The following is a 24,106-nucleotide window of genomic DNA, read 5'->3' on the forward strand; positions in this document are numbered from 1 at the left end:
AGGGGCATCGCGTCGTCGGTCCACGTCGGATCCAGACCAACCGTGTGGACGCTCTCGAGGAAGGATTCGGCAACAAATGACTACGGACAGATCGGTCCAGTCGGGCAGCTTCGACCCCTCCATTCCCACTGCGGCGGGCATGTACGACTACTACCTGGGCGGCAAGGACAATTCCGCAGCCGACCGTCGAGCCGCGAACAAGGTGCTCGCAGCGGCTCCCGAGGTGATTCTCATGGCACGGGAGAACCGCGGGTTCATCCAACGTGCAGTGCGATTCCTGGCCCGCGACGCGGGCATCCGCCAATTCCTCGACATCGGCAGTGGCCTGCCCACCCAAGGCAACGTCCACGAGATCGCCCAAGCTGAGGCGCCAGACGCACGCGTGGTCTACGTCGACAACGATCCGAAGGTGCTGGCCCACTCGCGCGCCTTGAAGACCACCGAAGCCGAGACCACGAGCGTGATCACGGCAGACCTGCGCGACCCGGATGTCATCCTCAACCACCCCGACACCCGGGCGCAGATTGACTTCGACCAGCCAATGGCCATCCTGCTGGTGGCCGTCCTTCACTTCATCGACGACCAAGCCGACCCGTACGCGATCGTCGCCCACCTCCGCGACGCCATGGCCCCGGGTAGCTACCTTGTCATCAATCACGCCACCGCCGACCCCAGGCCGGACAACGCTGGTGGCGCCGCAGAGGTTTACAAGAACACCAAATATCCGTCCACACACCGTACGCGCAAACAAATCGAACGCTTCTTTGACGGCGTACACCTCATCGATCCCGGCCTGGTGATCGTTTCCGATTGGCGGCCCGACACCGAAACGGACATCAGTCCGGAGGAGGTCTGGATACTCGGCGGCGTAGGGCGAAAGCCGACTGTGAATGAATCTCGATCTTCACGGATCTGACGAGTCTGCCCAACTTCGTCACATCGCCCTCTATCGGCAGGGCTCAGGCAAGGTAGCGATATGCCCGTCGCGAGTGTTTCGGGGCGGACGCTCCTGATCATGGCGGTATAGGCCGGGCGCGGCCTTTCGGTGATCATCCACGTGTCGAAGCCGAAAGATCATCCGAGAACCGCGCCCGTTGGGAACATCAACCTTGATCGGTGTGCTCGCCGTGCACGCGGATCATGTTGGAGTGTCGCCGCCTGCCTCGTGCCGGCCGAGTCTGGTCGAGGCGTCAACGGCCGTGCTGGACCGACGGGACCCGCGGGGCGTGGTGGATCCCCTCGCGGGAGTCCTGACTACCGCGGTCGCGGCGGTGCCGGCCGGTGCCAGGTCGGCAGCGGTCGCCGAGTGGGCGAACGACGCCCCGCAGCAGGTCCTCGCTGGGCTCGGCGCATGGTGGAAACCGTCAACCGGGGTGTACCGGGCCTCGGACAAGCCCACCATCCGCAGGATCCTCGCCGGTGTCGACGCAACCTTGCCTGGGCCCTGCCTCTATCGGTGCCTGCGCCCGGATGATGGCGAAGCCGCTTGACGTTGTTGAAGTCGCTGTCCTACTGCGAATTCGCCAGCTCACGAGCGATGTCGACCCGCGAATGGGCCCCGAGCTTCGCCAGGATGTGGGAGACGTGGGTTTCCACGGTACGGCGGGACAGAAACAGTTGGGCGGCGATGTCAGGGTTGGACTGTCCCGCGGTGACGAGGTCGGCGATCTTCCGTTCGGTGGCGGTGAGAGCTTCCCGGCCGATGGTGGGACGGCTGCGCGGTCCGCGGCGGCCGCGGCGGATGCCGTACGGCCGTAGGCGGGCGTCGACGCGCATGATGTCCCAAACCGCGTCGAGCGACGTGTAGCCCTCGACCGCCCGCGCGTACGCGGCCCGCGCCGCAAGATGGTCGCCGCGATCGGCGTACAGCACGGCGGCGTTCTCCGATGCCTGCGCACCGAATAGGGGGTAGCCGATGCAGTGGAAGGTGTCGGCGGCGGCGAGAATCCCTGCGGGCTCGGCTTTTAGCAGACCCGCGCAGTACTCTGCCGCAGCGGTGGTGGCGGAAGACGCCTGCCCCTGGGCGGCGGCGACTGCCTGGGCTGCGGCGGTGGCGGTGGTACGGTCGCCGCAGACCAGCGCGAGGCGGACCACCTCGGCCAACCACATCGGCGTGTCCGGGGTCAGTTGCGGAAACTCGCGGTTCCCCTCGGGATCGAACACAGCCAGCAGGCGAGCCAGCGCCTCGGAGGACCGGCCCTCGCGCTCGGCCACCAACGCCCAGGCAACCAGCAGGAGGTCGGCGTACAAGCGCAAGCCGTTCCCGGGGCTTGTCAGCTCCTCGACGCCGAAGAACTCCCGCTCGGCCGCCGGCAGGTCGTCGCGGTGAACCGCGATCAACGCCCGCACCCCACGGCCGGCCAACCGATACGTCATGTCGATCGGCAGGTCGGTAGCAGCCTGCAGCTCCGCCAGCGCCTCGTCCCACCGCCCCCGATAGAAGCTGTAATCTGCGATCTTCGCCCGCAAATGCCCCAGCCGGGGCGGAGTGCCGGCACGTTCGGCGAACACCACGGCCTGACCGAAGGCGTCGTCGGCCTCGGCGGGCCGTCCCAGGTTGTCCAAGCCACCCGCACGGTTGATCATCAACAGCAGCCGCAGGTCGGCAACCGGCAACTCGTCCCCCAACACCGCCAACGCGCGATCGATGAGCGCCACCTGCGCCGCCACGTCCCGCCGCTGGTTGTGCTCGACGAGGGCCAAGGCGTGCAGGGCGTATCCGACCGCCAGCCGGTCACCGGCCTGGTGCCCCTCAGCCTCGGCTTGTACGGCGGCCGCCCGAGCCTCGTCGAAACGCCCGACGCCGATGAGCGCAAGGGCGCGCAGGGCGTACAGCCGGGCTGTCCAGACCGCCGGAAGCCCCGGCCGCTCCAGCGTGTGCTCAGCGACCTCAACGGCCTGCTCGTACCGCCCCATGCGCATCAGCGCGTACCCAAGGGTCCAGGCCACCCGAGCGGCCACCACGAGGTCACGGCTGAAGGCCAGCACCGGACGGGCCAACTGCTCGACCTGCTCGTTGTCGCCAAGCTGCGACAGCGCGACCGTCAGGTCGCCATCCAGCCGATCCCGGCGCGGACCGTCGTCAACCGCGCCGCGGACCCGGGTCAACAGGTCGACTGCCACCCGCGGTGCCCGGTAGGTCAACGCCGCGGCTTCCCGGGCCACCCAATCGATCATCCACTCGTCGGCTGTCACCGGTCCGGCGAGCAACTGCTCGGCCACCCGCTCCACCGGCGCCCCCGCGCCGGCCAGCGTTCGAGCCGCCTGCCGATGCAACGCCGCCCGCAGACTCGTCGGCATCGCCTCGTACAGCGCCTGCCGGATCAGTCCGTGCCGGAACACCAGCCGCTCCCCTGACGCCGCCAACACCTCTCCCGCCACCGCCTCATCCACCACGGCCATCAGCTCGGTCGCCGGCTGCCCGGAGACCACCGCCAGGTCATCGACCGTAAACGCGGAACCCAACACCGCAGCCAACCCCAGCACCGACCGGGTCCTCTCCGGCAAGAACCCCAACCGCCGCCCGATCGCCTCCGGCAACGACCCCGGCCACTCCCCCGCACCCGTCAACTCCGCCACTCCCCTCACCACGGTGATTCGCGACTCCCGGACCAACGCCTCGACCGCCTCGTGGGCATAAAGCGGATTTCCCCCCGCCTGCCCCGTCAGCTCACCCAGGGCCCCGCTCGGCACCGCGCCCACCAATTCGCCCACCACCTCGATCACCTGAGATGCCGACAAAGGTCCCAGCGGCAGCACCGTCGCCCCCTGCTCCACGAGGTCCCGCCGCGTCGCGGCCACTTCCGGCCGGCGTGGCAGCGGCCGGCACGCCGCCACCAGCAACAACGGCGCCTGGGCGGCGGTCCGAACCAACCGCGACCACACCGACAGGCTCGCCTCGTCCGCCCACTGCACGTCATCCAGCACCAACACCACCGGTGCCACCGAACACAACCGATCCACCAACGCCAGGACCTGCTCGGCCAACAACGCCGCCACATCCCGCGGCGTCACCAGCTCCGTCCTTCCCTCCCCCCGCAACAACCCCACCAACGGCGTTCGCAACGGATCCACCGAATCCCGCCCCACCAGCAGCGCGTCCAGCAACACCTGCAAAGGAAACGGCGGCAGCAACTCCGGCGCAGACCCCGCGTACACCGCACACCCCAACCGCGCTGCCTCATCCATCGCCGCCGAGATCAGTGTCGACTTACCAATCCCAGGTTCGCCGTCCACCCACACCATCCCGCCTCGCCCCTCAGCCACCCCCCCAATCAGCTCTCGCAAGACCGCCAACTCGACATCCCGACCGACCATTGCCGAGGCAGGTGAACGCATGCCGTCACGATAGGGCGACCAGTAGCGCAACCGCCCCGAGGAGCAGCCCTGGACGCAGGGTTCTACCTGAACGCCCACGCATCTCTCACCGATGGTGGGAACGATCCCGAACACTCAATCCGACTCAGAGGCTCTCCATCGTGATCAGGGAGTGAGGTCTCTTCATCGTGATGGGCCTGGTCACGGTGGGTGCGGGGAAGGGTCTGTCGACATGGGAGGAAACTCTCGGTAAGACAGCAGTCGTCCAAAACCCGATGCTCCAGCCGGGAGCCTCGCTGTGCTGTCTCACCCGCCCGCAGTCGCGCTGTCCAACCGCACCCTGAACCACCTGGCCGACCTCATCCGCGCCGAACGCACCCACCGCCGGGGCCGGTGGCGGCGCCTCGACGCCGGCCGGCAAGCCGTACTCGCCCTGGCCCATCTCCCTAACGGGTAGCCCATCACCCGTCCGGGCCTGCAGCTTCGCGGTCAGCGTCACGACCGCCTGACAGTCAGCGTCACGACCGCCTGACAGTACGTCCAGGAAGCCATCGACCTGCTCGCCACGCACGCCGAGGACCTGAACGCGGCCAGGCAGCGCATCGCCCGGCTCGCGTACGTGATCCTCGACGGCACCCTGATCCGCATCGACCGGGTCGCGGACCAGAGGCCGTACTACTCCGGAAAGCACAAGCGCCACGGAGTCAACGTGCAGGTCATCGCGGACTGCAAGGGACGCCTCATCTGGGCCTCACCCGCCCTGCCCGGCGCCGTGCACGACCTGACCGCCGCCCGCGCCCACGGCCTGATCGACGTCCTGGGCAGCGCCATCGTGATGGCCTTCGCCGACAAGGCACACCATGGCGCCGGCGACAGCATCCGCAGGCCCTTCAAGCGCCGCCGTCACCGGCCGCGACTGTCCCGCCGACAGAAGACCGTCAACCGGCACCACGCCAAGATCCGCGCCGTCGGCGAGCGCGCCGTCGCCACCCTCAAGGGCTGGAAGATCCTGGCCAAGCTCCGCTGCTGCCCCCCGACGCGCCACCACGATCACCAAAGCCATCCTCGCCCTACATCACGGCCCGACCAGCCAAAAGCCACGATGAAAGGCGCTCACTATGCGCCGCGCCGTGCTATTCGCACCCAAGGTGGCGTATGTCGTCTTCGGAGAGCAAGGCCAAGCCAGCAACCACGTCCCGGAACCCGTCGTACTCCGCGCGGCACCGCCGGCATCGCGCGATATGAGCCTCCATCACCCGATGCTCGTCGTCGGGCAGAGCGTCCAACGCGAAGACACCGAGCGCCAGCTTGAACGGGTCATTCGAACTCTCAGGCTGGCTCATTCACTCTCTTCCTACCGTTGACGCGTGCTGGCTTTCCTCGCCCAGATTACGTGCCGTCGGCGTGCACGGTTCAGCCCAACGGTGGTTCTGCCGGTCGCGCGCTGGCTGATTCAGCATCGGCAGGCTACCGGCGCCCGCCGGGATTTCCATAGGCCAACGATCCCGTCCCGGGTCTTCCCGACGAACACAACGATGGGCGGGTTCGCCCGCGAGATCGCGCCAGGTATCACCGGCAGGTCGGAATGACACGGCGCGTTTACGAAGATGACCTCGGCCGCCCGGCGACCGATCGTCGGCCAATTTCGCCGTACATCCGGACCAGCCTGGTGCCTGCAGGGACGGAGAGTGCTCGCTCGCCTTCCAGGCGAGGTTGCAGTTCTTTCGGCGAGGCGTTGCGACAGGTGAAGGCCGATGAGAACGAGACGAGTTATTCAATCCAACGCCGAACGCGGGGTTGGTTTCATCGCACCGGACGACACCGGCGATGATGTCTTCCTGGACGGCCAGCAGCTTGGTCGGATCGGGACTCGATCCCGGCGGGCATGCGGGTGCGTTGAGGCTGAGGTAGGCCAACCGGCTATCGGGCGCGCGCTGTCACCGTTGTCACCCGCAGGCGTCGGAGCTCCCGCCGCACCAGTCGCTGATAACGGGCCGGAGATGGACGCCGACGCCGACGCCGACATGATCAAGCAACCTCGGTGACAGAGTAGGCCAACGAGACTATCGATGCGATCATCCGCTCCTGCCCCCGTGACGGCGGCCCAGATCGTTGCCGCTCGTCCGCGGCTGATGTCCGCGGCCGGGTCGACGCAGCTGGCTCGATGACTACGCAGCAACCCGGTGCGGTACGGGTACGACCCCAAACATCCGTGAGCTACCCGATGTCTCTCAGTGCCCGACGAACGAGCCTTGCCTTGGGAGAACCAGGTATGGAGGAGGGCAGCCATGGCGCTTGCGACCGGAACCGTCGCGGTCAGGGACCTATCCGCCGAGGAGCGGATGCAAGCCCTGTATGACACCCACGCCAAGCCGGTCTATTCATTCCTCCTGCGGCTTACTTTCGGCGAGCGCCAAGCGGCCGAGGACCTGCTGCAGGAGACGATGGTGCGGGCCTGGCGCAAAATCGAGGCCTTGAACGCGGACATCGCAACGCTCCGCCCCTGGTTGCTCACCGTCGCGCGGCGAGTGGCCATCGACGCTGGTCGAGCAAAGCGGGCCCGGCCGGCGGAAGTCGGGCTGGTCGACATGACGGTCCTGCCATCCGGCGATGACGCCATCGAACGAATGCTCGCCGTTCAGACCATCAAGCGGGCGATGGCTCGGCTGACCCCAGAGCACCGAAACGTGATCATCGAAGTCTACTTTCGCGAGCGGTCAGCCGCCGAGGCAGCCGCGGTGCTCGGCATTCCGGAGGGGACGGTCAAGTCGCGCACCTACCACGCGCTCCGGTCACTGCGCGCCGCCATGGGCGCCAGCCCGAATAGCCCGAGGATTGGGTAGTTTGTGCCAACCGGGCCGGCCTGCCGGCCGCCTCCTACGGGAGTGTGTCCGATCTCCGTGTGCACGAACTACGCCACTCCGGGGCCTCGCTCATGCACGCCCAGGCCACCCCGCTGCACGTCGTCTCCGAGGTACTCGGCCACACGTCGATCGCGATCACCAAGGACGTGTACGGGCACCTGATGGAAGGCGACCGGCGCTCTGCCGCCGAAGCCATGAGTCGGGCGCTGTTCGGTGGCTGAAAGACCCGGTGGCTCCCAGGGTGGCCAAGCCGCTGATGACCGCGATGGTGGCGGATATGGGAAAGCACCCGACTTGGCCATTTCGGCTGGTCGAGGGCCTTACCCGCTGTGGCGCGCCCGAAGGGACTCGAACCCCTAACCTTCTGATCCGTAGTCAGCTAGGTAGAAAACCTTCTCCGCCAAGTACAAAATCTCATACCCGGCGCTGTTTCGCAAACCCTTCGTCCACACGGAGGGCTTTTTGTTTCGGCTGGTCCGGGCGCTGCACCCGACGGGTCCGGAAGGGCGGCAGGTGGTGGCGACGCCGCGGTGCTGAACTAGCCCCCGATAGTGCTCCTTCAGTACCGAACATCCGAGCGCCATCGGAGCACCACCCTCACGAGGAGCCCGACACCCGGCACCCCGCGCCGGTCGAGGACGGCCAGCCCCGAGTGCAGCTCACCCGGGAGGTCGATGCCCGCCCACGACAGGCCCGGCGGCGGCGCCGGCTGTTCGCGGTCGGCGGGCTCGCGTTGGGGACGCTGCTCTGCGCTCTGGCGTTCGTGTGGGGGTCGGACCGGCCGCCGGAAGGCGGACTGCCGCTGCCGGCGGCGACCATTCCGCCGGGCCCATCTGCGGAACCGGTTGCCCTCCCGGAGATGCCGTCGACGGCGCCAAGTTCCGCGATACCGCTCACCTCATCCGCCGCGCCCAGGACTACACGGTCAGTCATACGTTCCGCCGCGCCCAGCGCCGCACCGTCAGTCACACATTCCGCCACGTCGCCCCCGACACGGACCGCGGCTACGCCGACGCAGACCCGAAGCTCGAGTCCGCTCCTGCTCGGCCCGTCGAGCGACGACGGGGTGACGACCATGGTCCAGCAGTACTGCGATCAGCACGGCGGGGGCTCAGCGGAGCCTCGCAACGACAGCGTTGGCAATGCCGGGAGCTTCTCTTCGCGTCCCGCGTTGACATGGACGTCGCCTGCCGCGACACGTACGGTTCGGGCGCCTACGCCCGAACATCGAATTCTGGGGATCCCTACGCCTGGCGGTGCTACCGCTGACCACCCGCAGCTCCGCAACTGATGCCAGACCTCTGTCCGGCGCCCAACGACCACACCCAAAAATCCAGCGGCGTTGCCGATGCCGCTCGATCTCCTTCTCCAGCAGCGTGATGCGGGCATGGATACCAGCGAGATGCGCCGCTGCCTGCTGCGCACGAGCCTTCAGGTCTTCTGAGAGGGCGTCCGATTCACGGATTTTGTGAGTGATCCCGCCTTCAGTCGTCTCGCCAGGTTGGGTGGGATTCGTCGGTGACGCGTTTGGTGAGGTTGTCGATCATGGCGATGCGGATCATGCTGGCCGGCCCCTGCCGGCCTGGCGCAATGGCACGCTCATGGCAGGCCCGCTGCTCTCCCCGGCTGGGTCGTCAGTCCTCGTCTCGGAGCCAACACAGGAAGTGCGTGACCGTTCGTGTCCCCTGGTGACCGTCCGGGGTACCTGCTACTGGCACATGCGTCGCACATCGAACGAAGAAATACGGGATCGCGGCCGAAGAGGCGGTGCAGAAAGCGTTCCCGCTGATCTTGCTGCCAGTGTGTCGATCGCTACCCTCGCGCGATGACTGCGACGCTGAGTGACAACGCCCGGGAACTCGTTGACGGCCCGAACCCTGCGGTGCTCGCCACCGTCAACCCTGATGGCGGTCCGCAGACCTCCGTGGTCTGGGTCACCCGAGACGGCGACGACCTGCTGATCTCGACGGAGGCCGGTCGACGCAAGGAGAAGAACCTGCGGCGGGATCCCCGGGCGAGCCTGACCGTGATCGACCGGAACGACGCTGAACGGTACATCGAGGTACGCGGCCGGGCGAGCGTGACCGAGGACATTGACCGGACGGTGGCGGCTCAGCTGGCAGACAAGTACGAGGGCCCCGGCGCCGGCGAGGAGTACCGGCAGTTGCCGGCGGACATCGTGCGGGTGGTGGTTCGGCTGCATCCTGACCGGGTGCTCGGTAGCGCAGCCCGCTGACCGCCGATGGACGGCCGCGACGCCGAGAGCCTCGACCTACGCATTACGAGATCAAGATGGGCGACCCGGCGAGCTGCGCGGCTGGGCCATCGCTGAGGCTCGCCGCTTGCTCCTTCGCCCGGCGGGCGGCTGCAGGGAGGTAGCCGGGCCGACCAGGGGCTCTTGGGAGGACACAGGGCCGTCGATGATGATCAACCGTCCTGCTGCGGCCGTACTGTTGATGGCCTATGCTCGCTCGCTGGGCCGCGCGAATTCGGATCATGCTGAACCGCCACCAATCCCGGGCGGTTCGTGCCAGTCAGACTGGAGCGATATGGGCTGCTTACACAGTGAACGATGCCCCCTCTTCCCACTGCTCAGAGCAAGCTTACGCGGCTGGCGCGACTACTACTGCGACACCGAGGACGGTTGGCGCGGCTGTGCCCGGTACAAGTTGTCACTCACGGGCGGTCCCGTGCCGATCACGCTGCTCCCCAACGGGGCCAACGCACAGCACCTCAGAGCCGGCGCCGGCGTAGACACGGTCCAATCGCGGCATGTGCCGTCATCAGGGATCGATCCGCGCCGGATGGAGCCGGCTACACCGCCCGCGCCTGGGTTCGGACAGTGGCCGGCACCGGCCCGGCCGCTTAGTCCCTCAGCATCCGCACAGGTTCCGCAGACTTCAGGGAGCCCACCAGCCCGATCGCCGCGACCCGGGCGGCGCCACTGGTGGACCCGACTCGCCGATTGGATATCAGGTCCCGCATGAGCAACTACTGGCCGTGGTGGGCGGGCGCTGTCGGGCTCGCTGTCGTCACCATCAACTACACCATCACCACGGATCGGTCCTTCGGAGTGTCCTCAGCGTGGGACCGCGTCCTGCACTGGCGCGCCGAACGCCGTGTCGAACGGATGGAAGGCGAGTTCACCGACGACCGCGCCCTCGCCGAAGCTCTTGCAGCCGCCACCGCCGAGCACTTCGGAACTCACCCCGTAGCCCCCACCCCGCCGTATGCGGCGTCCACCCTTGGTAGCTCGCCGACACACGCCCGGGACGTATCGTCAACACCGGTTGAGAGGGCCTCGGTCGCGAGCCGGCGCCCGGCGCCTCTGGTTAGCCAGGCCGCCCTGCTTCTGTCGATTTTCCTCGGTGGATGGCTGGCAGCAGTTACCGCCGGCCGATTCGAGCTCCGCTTTGACATGGGCGACGGCTTCCGCGAACTCGTGACCGACAATCCAGCCCAGATGATCGGCCTGTTGTTCGTTGGAGGTGTCCTTGTCGGCTTTGGCACCCGCCTCGCCGGAGGCTGTTCCTCCGGCCACGGACTCAACGGCTGCGGCCGGCTGCATCCAGACAGCTTCCTCGCGACAGCCGTCTTCTTCGGCGCTGCAGTCCTCGTGTCGTTCCTGCTGTGGAAGGTGATTTGATGCGCACGCGGGGCGGGGTTCTCTTCGCCAACATCATCGCCGGACTAGCCTTCGGCTACACCATCACCAACATCGGGTTCGGCGACTACGCCGAACTGAACCGCATGTTCACATTCCAGGATCTGCGCATGCTCCTTGCCTTCGGCGGCGCCGTAGCGATCACTGTGCTGGTCTTCGCCATGCTGCGGGTCCGCCGCACACCAGGCCGCATCCACGCAGGCGTAATTCCTGGCGCAGTGCTGTTCGGCACCGGTTGGGCGATCTCTGGTGGATGCCCGGCAATCCCGATCATCCAAGTCGCCAGCGGATACCTCCCCGCACTTGTCACGATCGCGGGAGTCATCGTCGGCATCCGGGCCTGCCGCTGGGCCAACGCCAAGTACTTCCACCTCGACAGCGGATCCTGCGGGCGGTAGCAGTTGTATGCGGTGCTGTTGCGGGGTCGAGGCTCTCCCGGGGCATGGACCGGGGCGAGCAGCCGCGATCTGATAGCGCGGACGGGGCACGACTCATCCCAGGCCGCGGCGACCTACCAGCACGCCACGGCTCAGGCGGTTCGGGCCATCGCCGAGGCGGCTACACGAGGCGATGCGGGTCGACCGGAAGAAGGCCAGGAGGTCGGCCGACGGCTCGGGCAAGGCTGAGGAGAAGCCCGGCAAGAAGTCAGGCAAGGAGAAGGGCCTGCGGGGGTGCCGTGGCCGGTGCCATGTGATGACTGACGTCCACAGGCCTACACCGCATTAAATCCGGCGATCTTGGTCAGTAGGTTTCAGCGGCTGGGGAAGCGGTCGCTGAAGGTAGTGGCGAAGGCGTTCAACCCGGTTTCCAGCGCGCTCCTCTCGGTGGAGTACGCCGAGGCGAGCGCGGAAAGGATCATTCTGGAGGGCCTCTGGTGGAACCAGGCACGACTGCCGGCGGTCCAACCTGACATGCGCGCGGTCGTCTCCCTCAGCTCTGTCCTGCTGGGCTTGTTCGTCGGTGCTCTCATGCTGCGTTCCGGCTGGGAGCTGCCGGTGCGAACCTCCTGCTCAGGCCACGTGTGCACGTCGCAGTCGTGGATCGACGTCGACTGGGACCGCGTCAACTGGGAACTGAAGCCGACCAGGATCGCCTGCTTCGAGGCCAACCCGGCCAACCACGATGTCCTGATCGGGCCCGGCGACGAATGCGTACGGTCCCACGGCGACGTCATCGAACACCAGGCCACCTACGAAGAACTACGTGAAGAAATCCAGCAACGGCGCACCCGGGCACTTGCGTTCGCCGGCGCCGCGATCGCGCTGCCACCGATCCTCGTCGAGGTGTGGTGGCGGGATCGCCGCAGACCGGCACCGACCGCACGCTGACTCCCACGCTCCCCCACCCTGATCGCGGCATGAGCGTGTAGCCGATCTCGTGCGTCTGGAAGGCTCATCCGGCGGTTGGTGCTGCTATCACGGCGATTAATTTCCGATCGCTGGAGTTGGCGGTTGGTAGGTCCCACGGCCATGACGCGTGCCCGGTCGCCGTCGAAGTCCGGGTCGAGGCGGCCGGCCAGACAGGACCGGTGCACGGCGAACGACGCACATCCCGGTTCCTCACTGCTGCGCACATCGGCGGTGATGCCGTCACCACCAGGGCTGAGGGATCGTGAGCTGACCGCAGCATCCGCACGGCCAGCTGAACTTCCGTCCCCGGCACGCATCGTCAGGCGTATCCATACGGGTGCTACCGGTCGATCTCCTGCACGACCGCGTCGAATTGCCCGCCGATTGGCGGTACTCCGCAGGCAGTGCCCGAGGTGAGCCTGACGGACTGTCGATGACGCCGGCGTGGACCGACGCGCCCACCGTTTCATGCCCGATAACCTGGGCCATAACCCCCCAACACTCGTGGCTGATGATCGTCTCGGGGACGGCGGTGCCCATTACGTGGTCACAGTCGACGCTGTCGAACCGCTGCATTAGTGGATCGTCGCGCATCGCCTCGTCAGCGGCACAGCCGGGCAAGCTTGCGCCCAGTCGGAGGCTGCCAGAGACAACCCAGATACGACGTGCGGCACGTTCGTGCGCTCGGCGGCAGATCCGGATACCCGGATGTATTGATCGGCTCAACGTCAGCGTTTCGATGCGTGGGTGGGGCTCGGTCGTTGGAGCAGGTGGCAGGTGAAGTCGCTGTCCCCAGACAACATCGATGCTCACCGCAGAGTAGGCGAGCTTGTTGGTACGCCAATCGCCAGCGCCGTGCGGGCATTCGCGCTGGTCAGGAAGTCTATACGGTCGGTGAAGGCGTCACGGAATGCCGGGTATTACTCGTGCAGCAGCGATTCGCAGCGTGGCCGGCCGCGTCAATCCAAGGAGTTACGGTGATCGCAGGGGCGCGAGCTGCACGGTCCAAGTCCGGGCTGTCCCGACGACCGCAATTGCCCGGCAGAGGAGGTCGCAGCCCAACTGTGGGCTTCCTTCTGCGAAACCGCGGTTGATGAAGCTGATCGCTCTCGGATGGTCACCCGCTTCAAGAGCATCCTCCAACCCGGCGGCCAAGACCGCGGCGAGCGCGGCGTGAAAACTGTTTGCCCCTCTTTCGCGGAGGGTCTTGGCGGGCTCGCGCAGCGGTGACGGAGAGACCGTGGGCGGGGCTAACACGAAAGTCAATGTCCTTCTCCTGTGGTGTCGGTGTTGCTCGCTCGAGCCAGTCTGATTGACGCCCACCTGCCGCACCGTGCCGCAACGGCCTCGTCGTACCACCGCGCTGGGGGATTCGCTGGTTGCTGCCAGCGAAGTAGCGGCTGATGAGCCGGGCAAGATCTCTGTCGGGATGCGAGTCGTTGTGCTTGGGGCAGACGTGTCCTGAAGGCCCGCCTTCTGGGGATGAACAGCCACTGGACGCCAGCCACGCCTCCGGTCATGACGGTTTGCCTCACGGCGTCGCTGGTCGTCGCCTGTAACGGACGCGGCGTTGTCCGTCAGCACACTGAAATGTCGATGGCGATCGAATGGTCTGCCAACGCTCGGCCCTCACAGCTGGAGGTTGTCCTCTGGACACTGCCGAGACCTGGGCAGCGCGCCCGGTAGGCGCTGGCCCGCCAACGATGTTGACGAACTGATCCACCACCTACTCTACGCGCACTACACCCAGCGGTGCCGCTGCCAGCTTCGGGAGCTGGCCCCAGCGATGAATGTGGCTCCCTCTCGGCGAGGATCGACACCACCTGTCTCGTGTCCATTGTCACGCTCGCCCGGGTGCGGTCCATCGTCCGAGCTTCGCCTGTGTCGGCGAGCTGCGACCTACAGCAGCGGCGGCACATATGGCTGCGCGAGTCGACCGAGGAGCCCGCGGCAGCGCCACTGCACCTGGCATCCCCACTCGACTAGCCTCTACGACATGGCAACTACGGTGCTACGCGTCCGGCTCATCGGCGGCGACCGCATGGACATCACGTACGACAAACCGGACGTCTCCGACGAGGACGAGCTTGTGGACCACGTGATCTCGACACTGGCGCAGGATTCGGGAGTGCTGCGCACCAAACACGGTGATCGGCTCGTCGTACTCTACGGCCGAGGCGTCGCAGCGATCGAAGTCGCGCCTCGCGGTGCAGTGCTGTAACGGAGGCCGCAGGCATGGGGCTGGCGGCGAGCCACGGATTCTGTGCTAACATTGCCCAGTTGCAGTTTTGATTTCCGTAGACGTTTCGGCGCCTGATGGGCTATCTAAAACCCATCCAGGCGCTTCTTCGTTTTCGTGTCGTTCCCGGCGCGGGTGATCAACGCGGTGGCGCGCGAGTCCGCACAGTGCGGTCTCCAACAGCCTGCGAGGAGCAGACATGGCTACTGGTACTGTGAAGTGGTTCAACGGCGACAAGGGCTTCGGCTTCATCAGCCAGGACGGCGGCGGTGCCGACGTTTTCGCCCATTTCTCGGCGATCTCGGCGAGCGGCTTCCGCAGCCTCGAGGAGAACCAGCGGGTGGAGTTCGACATCACCCAGGGCCCGAAGGGCCCGCAGGCGTCGGATATCCGCTCACTCTGATCCACGCTTTGCGAACGGCGGCCTGACTGGTTCAGCGGGCCGCCGTTCGGCGTTTTATCTATCATCATTTGTTCAGGCTCGCTCTTGCGATGTCCCGTGGCCTGCGGCCCGTGCCTTATTTGCGACGTGCCGCTCGAAGAAGGCATCGCATGACGTGATCACCACGTCACCGTGCACCCGACGCCCACCCGGCGACGGTCCCCGGCGGGTTCAGCCGCGACCGGCACTCGGTTGCCGGCGCTACGCGTTGCGGGACACGGCGAGGACGTAGCCCATCCTGTGCTGCTGCAACCAGGTCCGGAACTTCGAGTCCTGCCCGTATGCCTCGTCTGCGGTGACCCCACCTCGCCGGAAGGCCGGCGGTGATGGCGCGTTCGAGCATCCGCAGCCCCAGCGCGGGCTTCGTGGAGAACCCGACGCTCGCCGCGATGCCGGCTTTCTCGCGGCGGGTGGGTCGTCGTACCAGCCGCGGGGCAGATACAACTCCCGGTTGATCAGGGTGCGTCCGTGTGGGCTGGCGTAGGCCAGGAACACCCCGAGCTGGCAGTTCTCCCCCGTCCGGCCGTGCCCGGAGTACTGGCGTTGAACCCCGCCGACTTCGTCCCCTTCTTACTCGCCGATCGATACGGACGCCGGCGGGTCACTTCCGGCTGCCAAGTCCGGCGCCGACGACGATCCGATGTGGTCGCCCGCACGTGGTCCAACGCGCACCTCCTCGATGCGGCATAACAGCGCACGGCGCCAGGCGCCCGCCGCGCGGACAGCTACAGCCGCCTACTCCTGCTCCGCTCGCCTGAGCAGTACGCGCCGATCGTCGGATGGTCATGTCTCCACAACACACACCCGGCTCTCGTCAGCGTGGCATGGCGGCGTACTCGGCCATGAGGTACGAGCGGTAGGAGATCACCGCGGGGATCGTCACGTTCAGCTTCCCCGCCGTGGTGGTCAGCACCTCCTCGTATCCCAACAAGATGCCGGAGCGCGGATCGACGATCACGGTGTACTGGGCGGGCAGGCCGTGGGCGTTCGTCGTGATCGAGAAGGCCTCCCCAGTACGTCCAGCGCGGTCAGTGACGGTTCCGGTGACCGTGATGCCCGGGAGGTCGGCAAGAAGTCTGAGCACCGCGGCGCGCTGAGCGGGGTTCAACAGCCGCACGCCAGCGAGCTGGGCGACGTCCTCCAGGTACTGCACCGGCGCCTGCACCGCGGACGTGCCTGCTCTCAGCCAGCCGCGCAACGCGGAGGCGTCGGTCGGCACCGCACCTCGGAAGCCGTTGTAGAACTCGCCAGCCGGATAGTCGCGCACCTCCTCGGACGATTCGATGCGGCCACCCCACTTCTGCCACTGCCTGCGGTCAGCGTCCGAACGGAAGACCGGCGGCAGATCCCTCTTGACCATGCGACCGGCGTCGTCATCGGTCCGCCAGGACTGCCACTGTTGGGGCACCACAGCAGATACCGTCCGCCCGCCGGAGATTGAGGAGTTCAGGAACCAGTTCGCCGACTCCAGGTGCTCCACCGTGCCGGCCGGCCGCGGTGGCATGGCCTGCGCCGCCGCCACGGCGGCCAGGCGCCGAAGCCGCGTGCTGGCTGGTTCCAGCGTTGCCGGCGGACCGTAGTTCAGGACCGCCGGAGTAGCCGCATACGCAGGCTGCGGCTCGCGGTACATCTCGATCGCCACCCCACCTCCGGCCGCTACCACGACCACCGCGCCGGCCGCGGCCAGCACGAACCGACGACGCGGAACTGCCCCTCGCGCCACGCCTCCCGCGCGGTCGCAGGAGAGAATATGAGCCAGATCCTGCTCACGACGACTATCCTCGGCTGGCCGGGTGTTCCGGGCCGGGTCCAAGCCGCCCAACAGCTGGCGCACCTCATCCATGGCCTTCATGTCACCCACCCCCACTCAACATCGACGGCGCCGCGCTCGGCGCCCGCCCCACCCCGTCACTCACCACGCCGAGCTGTGTTCGTAACCGACGACGGGCTCGTATCAGCCGCATCGCGAACGTCGTCCGCGATTGGCCCAGCACGGCCGCCGCCTCGACAGGGGTCAACCGCTCCCACGCCACCAGCCGCAGAATCTCCTGATCGCCAAGAGACAACCGGTTGAACGCCACCGCGACGTCACGCTGGCTTACCACCCCGTCCGCGTGATCCACCACGACCGCCTGACCCGGCTCCGCCGCCACCCGCAGCGTCAACTCCTGCCACCGCCGACGGCCCCTCGCCTCGTTGGCCATCACCAAACGCGTCACTCCGTACAGCCACGGCAACGCCGACCCGTCCGGCACATCCCCCAGGCGTCGCCACGCAACAAGGAAGACCTCAGCGACAACATCGCCGACGTCAGACGCGACGATCCGCCGAGCGACGTACCGCCACACGTCACCGTAATGACGCTCGTACAGCTCGGTGAACTGCTCCTTCGCCGCGTCCATCGCACCTCCTACGTGCTTATGTCCGGCACCGACCGGAACGTCACACCCCGCAACGAAGGAACCACCCCATCCGGCCCTGCCCCACCTCAACCAGGCGTAACCGGCGCGGCTGACCTCTCAGCGCGCGGGACGCCGCACCGACTTTGAACGAGCCGGATAGAACCGGGACGGACCGGCGACGCCCGGATCGCGATCCGGATCACGCTGCCGACAGTAGGGTCAACGACGCAGTGCAGCCCGAGATCGGTGATGCGCCCATCGCGGGCGTTCCACTCCCGCGCGCCGTCGTCGTGGCCGAGAATCGCTCCCAAGGAGTCGATCGTCGGCTTCCACAGATTTGGCCAGGCCCGGCGGGGCCCAACAACGAACGCGATCTGGAGCGCAACGCCATCGCCGGCAGCCGGGCCGCCAGTCGTGATCTGATCACTGATCTGCTCCTTGTACGCCGACGCCGACGCCGACGCCGTCACGTCGAACACGTACGTCCCGACAGGATCATCGACCGGTACAGCCGGGCAGACCGCCACTGAGGATGTCGCCGCATGACGCTTGGTCGCCCATACCGAGACGAAGTCCCGCCCTGTCCGGCTCGTCAGCTTCGGGACCAGCGGAAACAGGTAGTTGTCCAGGTCGTGGGAGGCGTACAGCGGCGCCGTGTCCGCCAGCCCGACGTCCAGCCTCAACGCGAGAGGGCCGGCCGTGCTCACAACCGCGCGACCCCAGCGCCACCACCGGGTGCCTGTACTGACGCGGGTAGGCGCGAGGATAGCCGCCCGCGATTGCCGAACCGCTGAGGCCAATCAGCGCTCGATCCTCGACGAACTCGACACCGGCCACGAAGCCCTCTTCGGTGGGACTGACGATCTCGTCCTTGAGCTGCTCCCACACACCGTCGTCGCGGAAATCCGCACGTACGACCGGAACACACCACGTCTCCGGCAGATCGACCACGGTCAAAGCGTAGCGACACCGGACGTTCCTCCGGTCGCGACAGGGACGCATCGTTCTCGCCGCGACCGGGTGCCGGATTGATCCGGTCGCGGTGACGCTGGGTAGCGCACGGTCTGCGACAGATCCGGACGACGGTTCAGCTGACGATTCGCCCGATCCGCCCCATACGATGCGCGAACGGTGCCACGATGCCGGCAGGGCGTGCCGGCGGTGGCCGCCCCCAGTCGAGAGGGGTCGACGTGAGCACCGTCCCGCCGGGCACGCCCTGCTGGGCCGACCTGGCCATCCCAGATCTCGCCGACGCGCGGCGCCTCTACCCGGAGCTGTTCGGCTGGACCGGGCGGATCACGCCGGAGCCCGAGGCGGGCGGCTACACCGTCTTCCTCCTCGGGGGCAGGACGGTGGCCGGGGCCGGCCCGCCGGCCATCCCGGACCAGGTGCCGATCAGGTCGATGTACGTCGCGACCGACGACGCAGACCTGGCGGCCGGCCGGGTCGAGCGGGCCGGCGGACAGGTGGTGGTGCCCCCGTTCGAGGTCTTCGACCAGGGGCGGATGGCGGTCTTCGCCGACCCGGCCGGCGCGACGTTCAGCGTCTGGCAACCGATGGCGGCGCCCGACGCCGAGGTGTTCGACATCTCCGGCGCGATGGCCTGGAACGAGCTGGTCACCCCCGACCCGGAGAGCGCCGAGGTCTTCTACGAGCTGGTCTTCGGCTGGCACTCGGACAACCAGCCGATGGGAACGATCACCTACACCGGCTGGCGGCTCGACGCGCAGGGCGCCCCTCTTCAACGTCAAGCCCTCGCCCGCACCGGTGCCGGCTGACGGCCGCCGGCTGACGGGCCCGCCCGCCGCCATCCCGCCGAGAATTGCCCGAGTAGAGGAAGCGAAGCCGAAGCCATGACAGATATTCCACCGGGGGCATCCACCTGGGTCGACCTGGTCACCACCGACCTCCCCGGCGCGGCACGCTTCTACGCGCCCTTGTTCGGCTGGGCCGTTGGCGAGGCGGACCGGCAACCCGCGGCTGACGGTCACCTCGTCTTCCACCAGCAGGGCAAACCGGTGGCCGGTGCCGGGCTGGGGGCCGGCCCGCAACGGCCGCCTGCCTGGGTGCCCTACCTGGCGACCGACGACGCCGAGGCGGCCTGCCAGCGGGTCACCGCCGCCGGCGGCCGGATCCTGACCGAGCCCTTCGACGTCCCCGGCTCCCGGCGGACGGCGCTCTTCGCCGACCCGGCCGGGGCGCCCTTCGGAGTGTGGCAGTCGCTCGGCATGCCGGGGGCCGAGGTGTTCGACGTACCCGGCTCGCTGACCTGGCCCGAGCTGACCACGCGGGAGTCGGACCGGGCTAAGGAGTTCTACGGGTCGGTGTTCGGCTGGACGACGGACGACCAACCGATGGGCCCGATCACCTACACCACCTGGCAGCTGGACGGTCGTCCCGTCGCCGGGATGATGCCCATGATCGGCGAAGACTGGGGTGACCTCCCGTCCCACTGGATGGTCTACTTCGCGGTCACCGACACCGACAGGGTCGTCGCCGAGGCGCTACGGATGGGCGCAACCCTCGCCGTCCAGCCGACAGACCTGACGCGGGGCCGGTTCGCGGTGCTCACCGATCCACAGGGGGCGTTCTTCTCGATCCTCGGGACCACTCCGCCCTGACCGTACGTGGATCCGGCCGCACCGGCACCACCAGCGGCCCGTGCTCGCCGTCGACGACACGGACGCTGACCCGGTAGTGGGTGGCGAGCAGTTGCTCGGTGAGCACCTGCGGGGAGTGCCGGTGACGACCACCCGGCCGTCGGCGAGCAGCACCAGCCGGTCGGCGTACTCGCCGGCCACGGAGAGGTCGCGCATGGTGAGCAACCCCAGCCGACCGGCCTGCGGCGGCTCCGCTCACAACCCTTTCCCAAACGACGTTGTCATGAACGTCTACGCACCCGACCAGCAATGATCGGCGGCTGAACCGCAACGTCCGGCGCCGACCGGTTGCGGCCGGTGCCGGATAACCCGACCAACGCAAGCACTAACCCCGAGACGTCCGCTCATCGGCTACTTGTTTCGTTGACCTGCGACCGTGGCCCGGCCAGGCTTCGGTCGAGGCGCCCGGGTTGTCGCTCTCTTTTCGGCTGCCCACGCTGGTCGTGTGGCTCTCATCTGGCCTGCGCGGCCCGGGCGTCGCCCCAAGGGCGGGGAGAGGCTCAAGAGCGCCTCTGTGTGTCAACCCGTGCCGGTGGTGAGTTTGAGGTGATCTTTGGTGAGGTGCCGGTATAGGACGTTGGTGAGGCGTCGTTGAGCGCGCGTCGGGCTTCGGCGGGCGTTTTTCCTTCGCTGAGTTTGCGCTGGTAGTAGACGCGGCCAGGGCCTATCCGGCCTTCCCCCTTCCTCTCGATGTATTCCGTTCCGCGGCGGCCGGGGCGCCGTGGGTGACGCTCGCCTACCTGGCCGTCACGATCGCGGAAGGATTGGCGGCGGTGTGGGCCGGCACAGAGATGGCCCGTCGAATGGTCCAGGCGCTGGACTCCCGCACCCGTCGCCTGCGGCTGTCGGCCCGAACAGAGTTCCGCGGCGGCTGCCTCTGGCGGTACGGACGGCGACGGTGGCCCAGGCGGTGAGCAGGCCGGCGTAGAAAATGACGGCGGCGATGCGGAACATGACCGAGCCGGTGTGCAGGGCAAGGCCCGAGGTACCGGTGACGAAGGTGCCGACAGGAAAGGTGAACGACCACCAGGTCAGTGAGAACGGTAGCTGGTCGCGGGCGGTCTTGACGGTGACGGCGGCGGCCAGGCTGGCCCAGAGCAGGGCGAAACCCCAAACGGGTATGCCGTAGACGACGCCGAATGCCTGCAGGGCGTGGGCGTACGGTCCGGGCAGGGCCTGGGCGGCCACGCCGCCGAGCAGGTTCGCCGCGGTGATCGACTGACCGAGCGGGCCGAGCACGATCCACAGGGTCGGCACCATCCGCGCCGGTCCGATCTTGTGCAGCGTGAGCCGGTTCCAGATCAGCGTGATCACGATGAGTGAGGCGATCAGACTGAGCCCGAACATGGCGTAGCAGACCAGGATCAGGGTCGTCCGAGCCTGCCCGGCGGGGGCGTAGGGCACGAGCATGGCGCCGGTCGAGGCCGACACCATCGGTGGCACGACGGGCATCAGCCACCCGCCGAACGCGCTGCGCTGGTCGACGCCCTCGTGGCGGGTGAACTGCAGGTAGGGCACCGCCGCAGCGGTGATCAGCCCCGTGATGGTGCCGGCGAACCACAGCGCCCAGCTGACGCCGACCGCAGCGTCCAGGCCGATGGCGTCGCGGCCCAGCAGCAGAGTGCCGGCGCCGACGGTGAGCATCGCCATCGGCGGGGCGCCGTAGAAGTGGGCCATGACCGGGTCGACGTGGTATCCGCGAGCGACCCGAGGGTGACGCCGCCAGTGCGCCACGGTGGCGACGGTCAGACCGATCAGCAGCAGCGCGGCGAGCGCCCAGACGACGGTGGCGAACAGCCGTAGCCCAGGAAACCGCAGGGGCAGTGACGCCGCGGCGGTGGCCACGATGCCGGTGCCCATGATCGACGCGTACCAGTTCGGGGTGAGGTGCGCCAGCACGTCGCGGGGGTGGTCCAGGTCGCGCAGCAGTCCGAACCGGGCGAGCGGGTGCGGTCGAGGACGCTGCGGGGCGTTGTCGGCGCCGGCCGGTTTGGGCAACGTCGAAGTGGTCATGTCTCCACGATCGCGGTGACCCGGCTCTGCCGGTAGCGGCGATGATGTTGTGAACCTACAAACACAGCTTGTGGGCAGATACAGTCTGCGTCTGTGACGTTGAGTGCGCGGATGCCGGAGCTGTTGGCGTTGGAGGTGCTGCTCGCGGTGGCCCGCACCGGGAGTTTGAGCGCGGCTGCCCGGGAGTTCGGGTTGACCCAGCAGGCGGTGTCCGCGCGGATGGCCGCGTTGGAGGCGCAGACCGGGGTGCGGCTGGCTGTCCGCACGACCCGCGGTACCGATCTGACCCCTGCCGGAGTCGTCGTCGCGCAGTGGGCCGACCGTCTGGTCAGTGTCGCCCAGGAGGTCGATGCCGGTCTCGCGTCGTTGCGTGAGGGCACCCGCAGCCGGATCCGGGTCAGCGCCAGCCTGACGGTGGCCGAGCAGTTGCTGCCGAGCTGGCTGGTCAGTTTGCAGGCCGACGCCCAGCGTCATGGTCAGCCGCCGGTGCAGGTGGTGCTCGAGGCCACCAACAGCGACCGTGTCATCGAGCAGGTCCGTTCCGGTGGCGCCGATCTGGGTTTCGTCGAGGGGCCGGGCGTGCCCAGCGGGCTACGCAGCCGGATCGTCGCGCATGACGAGCTGGTGCTGGTGGTGCCACCGGATCACCGCTGGGCCCGACGGGCCTCCCGGATAGCGGCTGACGAGCTGTGCGAGACGCCGCTGGTCACCCGGGAGGCCGGTTCCGGCACGCGGGAGTTCCTGACCACCGCCCTGCGGCAGGCCCTCGGCGGCGGCATGCGGCAGGCACCGCCCGCACTGGAGCTGTCGACCACAGCCGCGGTGCGCGCGGCGGTTCTGGCCGGAGCCGGCCCGGCGGTGATCAGTAGCCTCGCCGTCAGCGACGACCTGTGGCTGGGCCGGCTGCGGCAGGTTGCGGTGGCGGGGCTCGATCTCCGCCGGGAGCTGCGGGCGGTCTGGACCAGCGGCCGCACGCCGCCCGCTGGTGCCGTACGCGCCCTGCTGACCCACATCGGCACCCTCACCGCTCATGCTGCGCCCACAACGGGGCCGCTCCCAAGCCCCGGCGCCGGGTGACTCGGACGGCGGCAGCGGCAGCTCGACGGCGTCCGCCGCACGACCCGTCACCGACCGCCCGGTGCCCGCCCCAGAGCCCGCGCCGCGTTGTCGGTGGCCACCTGCCGGGCGTAGTCAGCGCCCCGGTGTGCCACCGTGGCGGACGGAGCATCGGTGCCCATCGGGAACGGCCAGTCGCTGCCGAGCACCAGCCGGTCCGCGCCGAAGACCGACACCGCCAGGTCGACCACCTTCGGGTCGTGGGCCAGATTGTCGACGTATAGGGCGCGCACCGCCTCGGCCGGGGTGGGCGACAGCACCGGTACGCCAGGTCGGGTGGTGGTGTGACCGCGCTCCCAGCGTCCGACCACCGCCGGCACGCAACCGCCACAGTGCACCAGCACGAACCGGATCCCCGGGTACCCGCCGAGCACCCCACCAAAGACGAGCTGGGCCACTGCCACCGTCGTCTCGACCGGGTTGCCCAGCAGGTTGGCCAGGTAGTAGGGCTCCAAGCGGGGATCCGCCGAGTGCGCGGGGTGCAGTTGCAGGGTGCGCCGGTCCGCGTCGATACGCTGCCACAGGGGGTGCAGCGCCGCACCGTCGAGCGGTCCGGCGTCTCCACCCGCGGCGCCCACCACGCCCGCCCAGCGGTCGTCGGCGGCGATCCGGTCGTACTCGGCGAGGGCCACTTCGGGATGTTCGAACGGCAGGTACGCCAGCGGGGTCAGCCGGGGCCGGTCGGCGACCACGGCGAGCAGACCGTCGTTGACCGCACGGACCCACGCCGCTGCCTCCGGTCCGGACAGCCGCTGACGGTAGAAGGGCGGCGGTACGCTGACGATCGCCTCGTCCAGCCCAGCCTGGTCCAGGTGCTTCTCGAGCCGGTCCGGGTGGTACAGGTCGGGCGGGCCGACCCGTTTGCCGCCGAGAACGGCGATGCTGTCACCGTCGACCGCGACCCCTGGCAGGTTGGCCGAGCGCAGGTCGGGGGCGAGGTGGGCGTGCATGTCGATGCCAGGCAACGGGGCTTCCTCACGGTTTGGTCCGACGGCGGTCACGACGGGACGCGCCGACGTACGAGATGGTGGCTGGTGTGG

18 protein-coding genes, 1 tRNA gene and 4 pseudogenes are annotated in these 24,106 nt (G+C 68.1%); 13 read left to right on the forward strand and 10 right to left on the reverse strand.

Annotated elements, in window-relative coordinates; translation table 11 throughout:
• Nucleotides 1–76: 76 nt before the first annotated feature.
• The gene (locus AB0G13_RS01115) at nucleotides 77–916 is read left to right on the forward strand and encodes an SAM-dependent methyltransferase (protein ID WP_357867054.1); all 840 of its coding nucleotides are present in this window, start codon (nucleotides 77–79) and stop codon (nucleotides 914–916) included.
• A gap of 593 nt (nucleotides 917–1,509) precedes the next feature.
• On the opposite strand, the gene AB0G13_RS01120 is transcribed toward AB0G13_RS01115, so the two are convergent.
• Nucleotides 1,510–4,338, reverse strand: coding sequence for an AAA family ATPase (locus AB0G13_RS01120; RefSeq protein ID WP_357867057.1), 2,829 nt, complete (start codon nucleotides 4,336–4,338; stop codon nucleotides 1,510–1,512).
• Nucleotides 4,339–4,615: 277 nt separating this feature from the next.
• On the opposite strand from AB0G13_RS01120, the pseudogene AB0G13_RS01125 reads away from it, so the two are divergent.
• A pseudogene (locus AB0G13_RS01125) lies at nucleotides 4,616–5,423 on the forward strand (transposase family protein).
• A gap of 27 nt (nucleotides 5,424–5,450) precedes the next feature.
• On the opposite strand, the gene AB0G13_RS01130 reads toward AB0G13_RS01125, so the two are convergent.
• Nucleotides 5,451–5,660: a zf-HC2 domain-containing protein gene (locus AB0G13_RS01130; protein WP_357867059.1), complete on the reverse strand. Its 210-nt coding sequence runs from the start codon at nucleotides 5,658–5,660 to the stop codon at nucleotides 5,451–5,453.
• 945 nt (nucleotides 5,661–6,605) lie between these two features.
• Here AB0G13_RS01130 and AB0G13_RS01135 point away from each other — a divergent pair.
• A complete protein-coding gene (locus AB0G13_RS01135) occupies nucleotides 6,606–7,160 on the forward strand; it encodes a sigma-70 family RNA polymerase sigma factor (RefSeq protein WP_357867062.1) in 555 nt (184 codons plus the stop codon).
• A gap of 44 nt (nucleotides 7,161–7,204) precedes the next feature.
• On the forward strand, nucleotides 7,205–7,402 hold the full coding sequence (locus AB0G13_RS01140) for a tyrosine-type recombinase/integrase (RefSeq protein WP_357867065.1): 198 nt from the start codon (nucleotides 7,205–7,207) through the stop codon (nucleotides 7,400–7,402).
• A gap of 109 nt (nucleotides 7,403–7,511) precedes the next feature.
• On the opposite strand, the gene AB0G13_RS01145 is transcribed toward AB0G13_RS01140, so the two are convergent.
• Nucleotides 7,512–7,608: transfer RNA gene (locus AB0G13_RS01145), tRNA-Arg, on the reverse strand.
• Nucleotides 7,609–9,006: 1,398 nt separating this feature from the next.
• Between AB0G13_RS01145 and AB0G13_RS01150 the strand changes: the two genes are divergently transcribed.
• The 6 genes from AB0G13_RS01150 (at nucleotide 9,007) to AB0G13_RS01175 (ending at nucleotide 14,836) form a co-directional block, all read left to right on the forward strand.
• Nucleotides 9,007–9,417, forward strand: coding sequence for a PPOX class F420-dependent oxidoreductase (locus AB0G13_RS01150; RefSeq protein WP_357867067.1), 411 nt, complete (start codon nucleotides 9,007–9,009; stop codon nucleotides 9,415–9,417).
• 747 nt (nucleotides 9,418–10,164) lie between these two features.
• Nucleotides 10,165–10,827 carry a YeeE/YedE thiosulfate transporter family protein gene (locus tag AB0G13_RS01155; protein WP_357867070.1) on the forward strand — a complete coding sequence of 221 codons (663 nt, stop codon included), beginning with the start codon at nucleotides 10,165–10,167 and terminating at the stop codon, nucleotides 10,825–10,827.
• Nucleotides 10,827–11,243 (forward strand): YeeE/YedE thiosulfate transporter family protein, encoded by a 417-nt coding sequence (locus tag AB0G13_RS01160; protein ID WP_357867073.1) that lies wholly within the window; start codon nucleotides 10,827–10,829, stop codon nucleotides 11,241–11,243. The genes AB0G13_RS01155 and AB0G13_RS01160 overlap by 1 nt, the downstream gene beginning before the upstream one ends.
• A 384-nt stretch (nucleotides 11,244–11,627) precedes the next feature.
• On the forward strand, nucleotides 11,628–12,173 hold the full coding sequence (locus tag AB0G13_RS01165) for a hypothetical protein (protein ID WP_357867076.1): 546 nt from the start codon (nucleotides 11,628–11,630) through the stop codon (nucleotides 12,171–12,173).
• Between the two features lie 2,017 nt (nucleotides 12,174–14,190).
• Nucleotides 14,191–14,415: a hypothetical protein gene (locus AB0G13_RS01170; RefSeq protein WP_121398060.1), complete on the forward strand. Its 225-nt coding sequence runs from the start codon at nucleotides 14,191–14,193 to the stop codon at nucleotides 14,413–14,415.
• A 217-nt stretch (nucleotides 14,416–14,632) separates the two neighbouring features.
• A complete protein-coding gene (locus tag AB0G13_RS01175; protein WP_121398059.1) occupies nucleotides 14,633–14,836 on the forward strand; it encodes a cold-shock protein in 204 nt (67 codons plus the stop codon).
• A 240-nt stretch (nucleotides 14,837–15,076) separates the two neighbouring features.
• Here the strand turns inward: AB0G13_RS01175 and AB0G13_RS01180 are convergent.
• The 4 genes and pseudogenes from AB0G13_RS01180 to AB0G13_RS01195 form a co-directional block, all read right to left on the reverse strand.
• A pseudogene (locus AB0G13_RS01180) lies at nucleotides 15,077–15,430 on the reverse strand (transposase); the annotation flags it as partial.
• Between the two features lie 259 nt (nucleotides 15,431–15,689).
• On the reverse strand, nucleotides 15,690–16,727 hold the full coding sequence (locus tag AB0G13_RS01185; RefSeq protein WP_357867079.1) for a CU044_5270 family protein: 1,038 nt from the start codon (nucleotides 16,725–16,727) through the stop codon (nucleotides 15,690–15,692).
• A gap of 1 nt (nucleotide 16,728) precedes the next feature.
• The gene (locus AB0G13_RS01190) at nucleotides 16,729–17,277 is read right to left on the reverse strand and encodes a sigma-70 family RNA polymerase sigma factor (protein ID WP_357867082.1); all 549 of its coding nucleotides are present in this window, start codon (nucleotides 17,275–17,277) and stop codon (nucleotides 16,729–16,731) included.
• A gap of 86 nt (nucleotides 17,278–17,363) precedes the next feature.
• Entirely contained in the window at nucleotides 17,364–17,960 is a 597-nt protein-coding gene (locus tag AB0G13_RS01195; RefSeq protein ID WP_357867085.1) for a hypothetical protein, read from the reverse strand.
• Between the two features lie 507 nt (nucleotides 17,961–18,467).
• Here AB0G13_RS01195 and AB0G13_RS01200 point away from each other — a divergent pair.
• Together AB0G13_RS01200 and AB0G13_RS01205 are read left to right on the forward strand one after the other, a co-directional pair.
• Nucleotides 18,468–18,998, forward strand: a pseudogene (locus AB0G13_RS01200) (VOC family protein); the annotation flags it as partial.
• Nucleotides 18,999–19,130: 132 nt separating this feature from the next.
• The gene (locus AB0G13_RS01205; RefSeq protein WP_357867088.1) at nucleotides 19,131–19,898 is read left to right on the forward strand and encodes a VOC family protein; all 768 of its coding nucleotides are present in this window, start codon (nucleotides 19,131–19,133) and stop codon (nucleotides 19,896–19,898) included.
• Here AB0G13_RS01205 and AB0G13_RS01210 read toward each other — a convergent pair.
• Nucleotides 19,846–20,102, reverse strand: a pseudogene (locus AB0G13_RS01210) (hypothetical protein); the annotation flags it as partial. The gene AB0G13_RS01205 and the pseudogene AB0G13_RS01210 sit on opposite strands and share 53 nt — an antisense overlap.
• 582 nt (nucleotides 20,103–20,684) lie before the next feature.
• The gene (locus AB0G13_RS01215) at nucleotides 20,685–21,950 is read right to left on the reverse strand and encodes a TDT family transporter (RefSeq protein ID WP_357867091.1); all 1,266 of its coding nucleotides are present in this window, start codon (nucleotides 21,948–21,950) and stop codon (nucleotides 20,685–20,687) included.
• A gap of 93 nt (nucleotides 21,951–22,043) precedes the next feature.
• Here AB0G13_RS01215 and AB0G13_RS01220 point away from each other — a divergent pair, with 93 nt between their 5' ends.
• On the forward strand, nucleotides 22,044–23,027 hold the full coding sequence (locus tag AB0G13_RS01220; protein WP_357867093.1) for a LysR family transcriptional regulator: 984 nt from the start codon (nucleotides 22,044–22,046) through the stop codon (nucleotides 23,025–23,027).
• A gap of 47 nt (nucleotides 23,028–23,074) precedes the next feature.
• Here the strand turns inward: AB0G13_RS01220 and AB0G13_RS01225 are convergent, their stop codons facing one another.
• The gene (locus AB0G13_RS01225) at nucleotides 23,075–24,031 is read right to left on the reverse strand and encodes an amidohydrolase family protein (protein ID WP_357867094.1); all 957 of its coding nucleotides are present in this window, start codon (nucleotides 24,029–24,031) and stop codon (nucleotides 23,075–23,077) included.
• Nucleotides 24,032–24,106 lie beyond the last annotated feature (75 nt).

The organism is Micromonospora sp. NPDC023633 (assembly GCF_040640035.1).
Taxonomy (GTDB): domain Bacteria; phylum Actinomycetota; class Actinomycetes; order Mycobacteriales; family Micromonosporaceae; genus Micromonospora.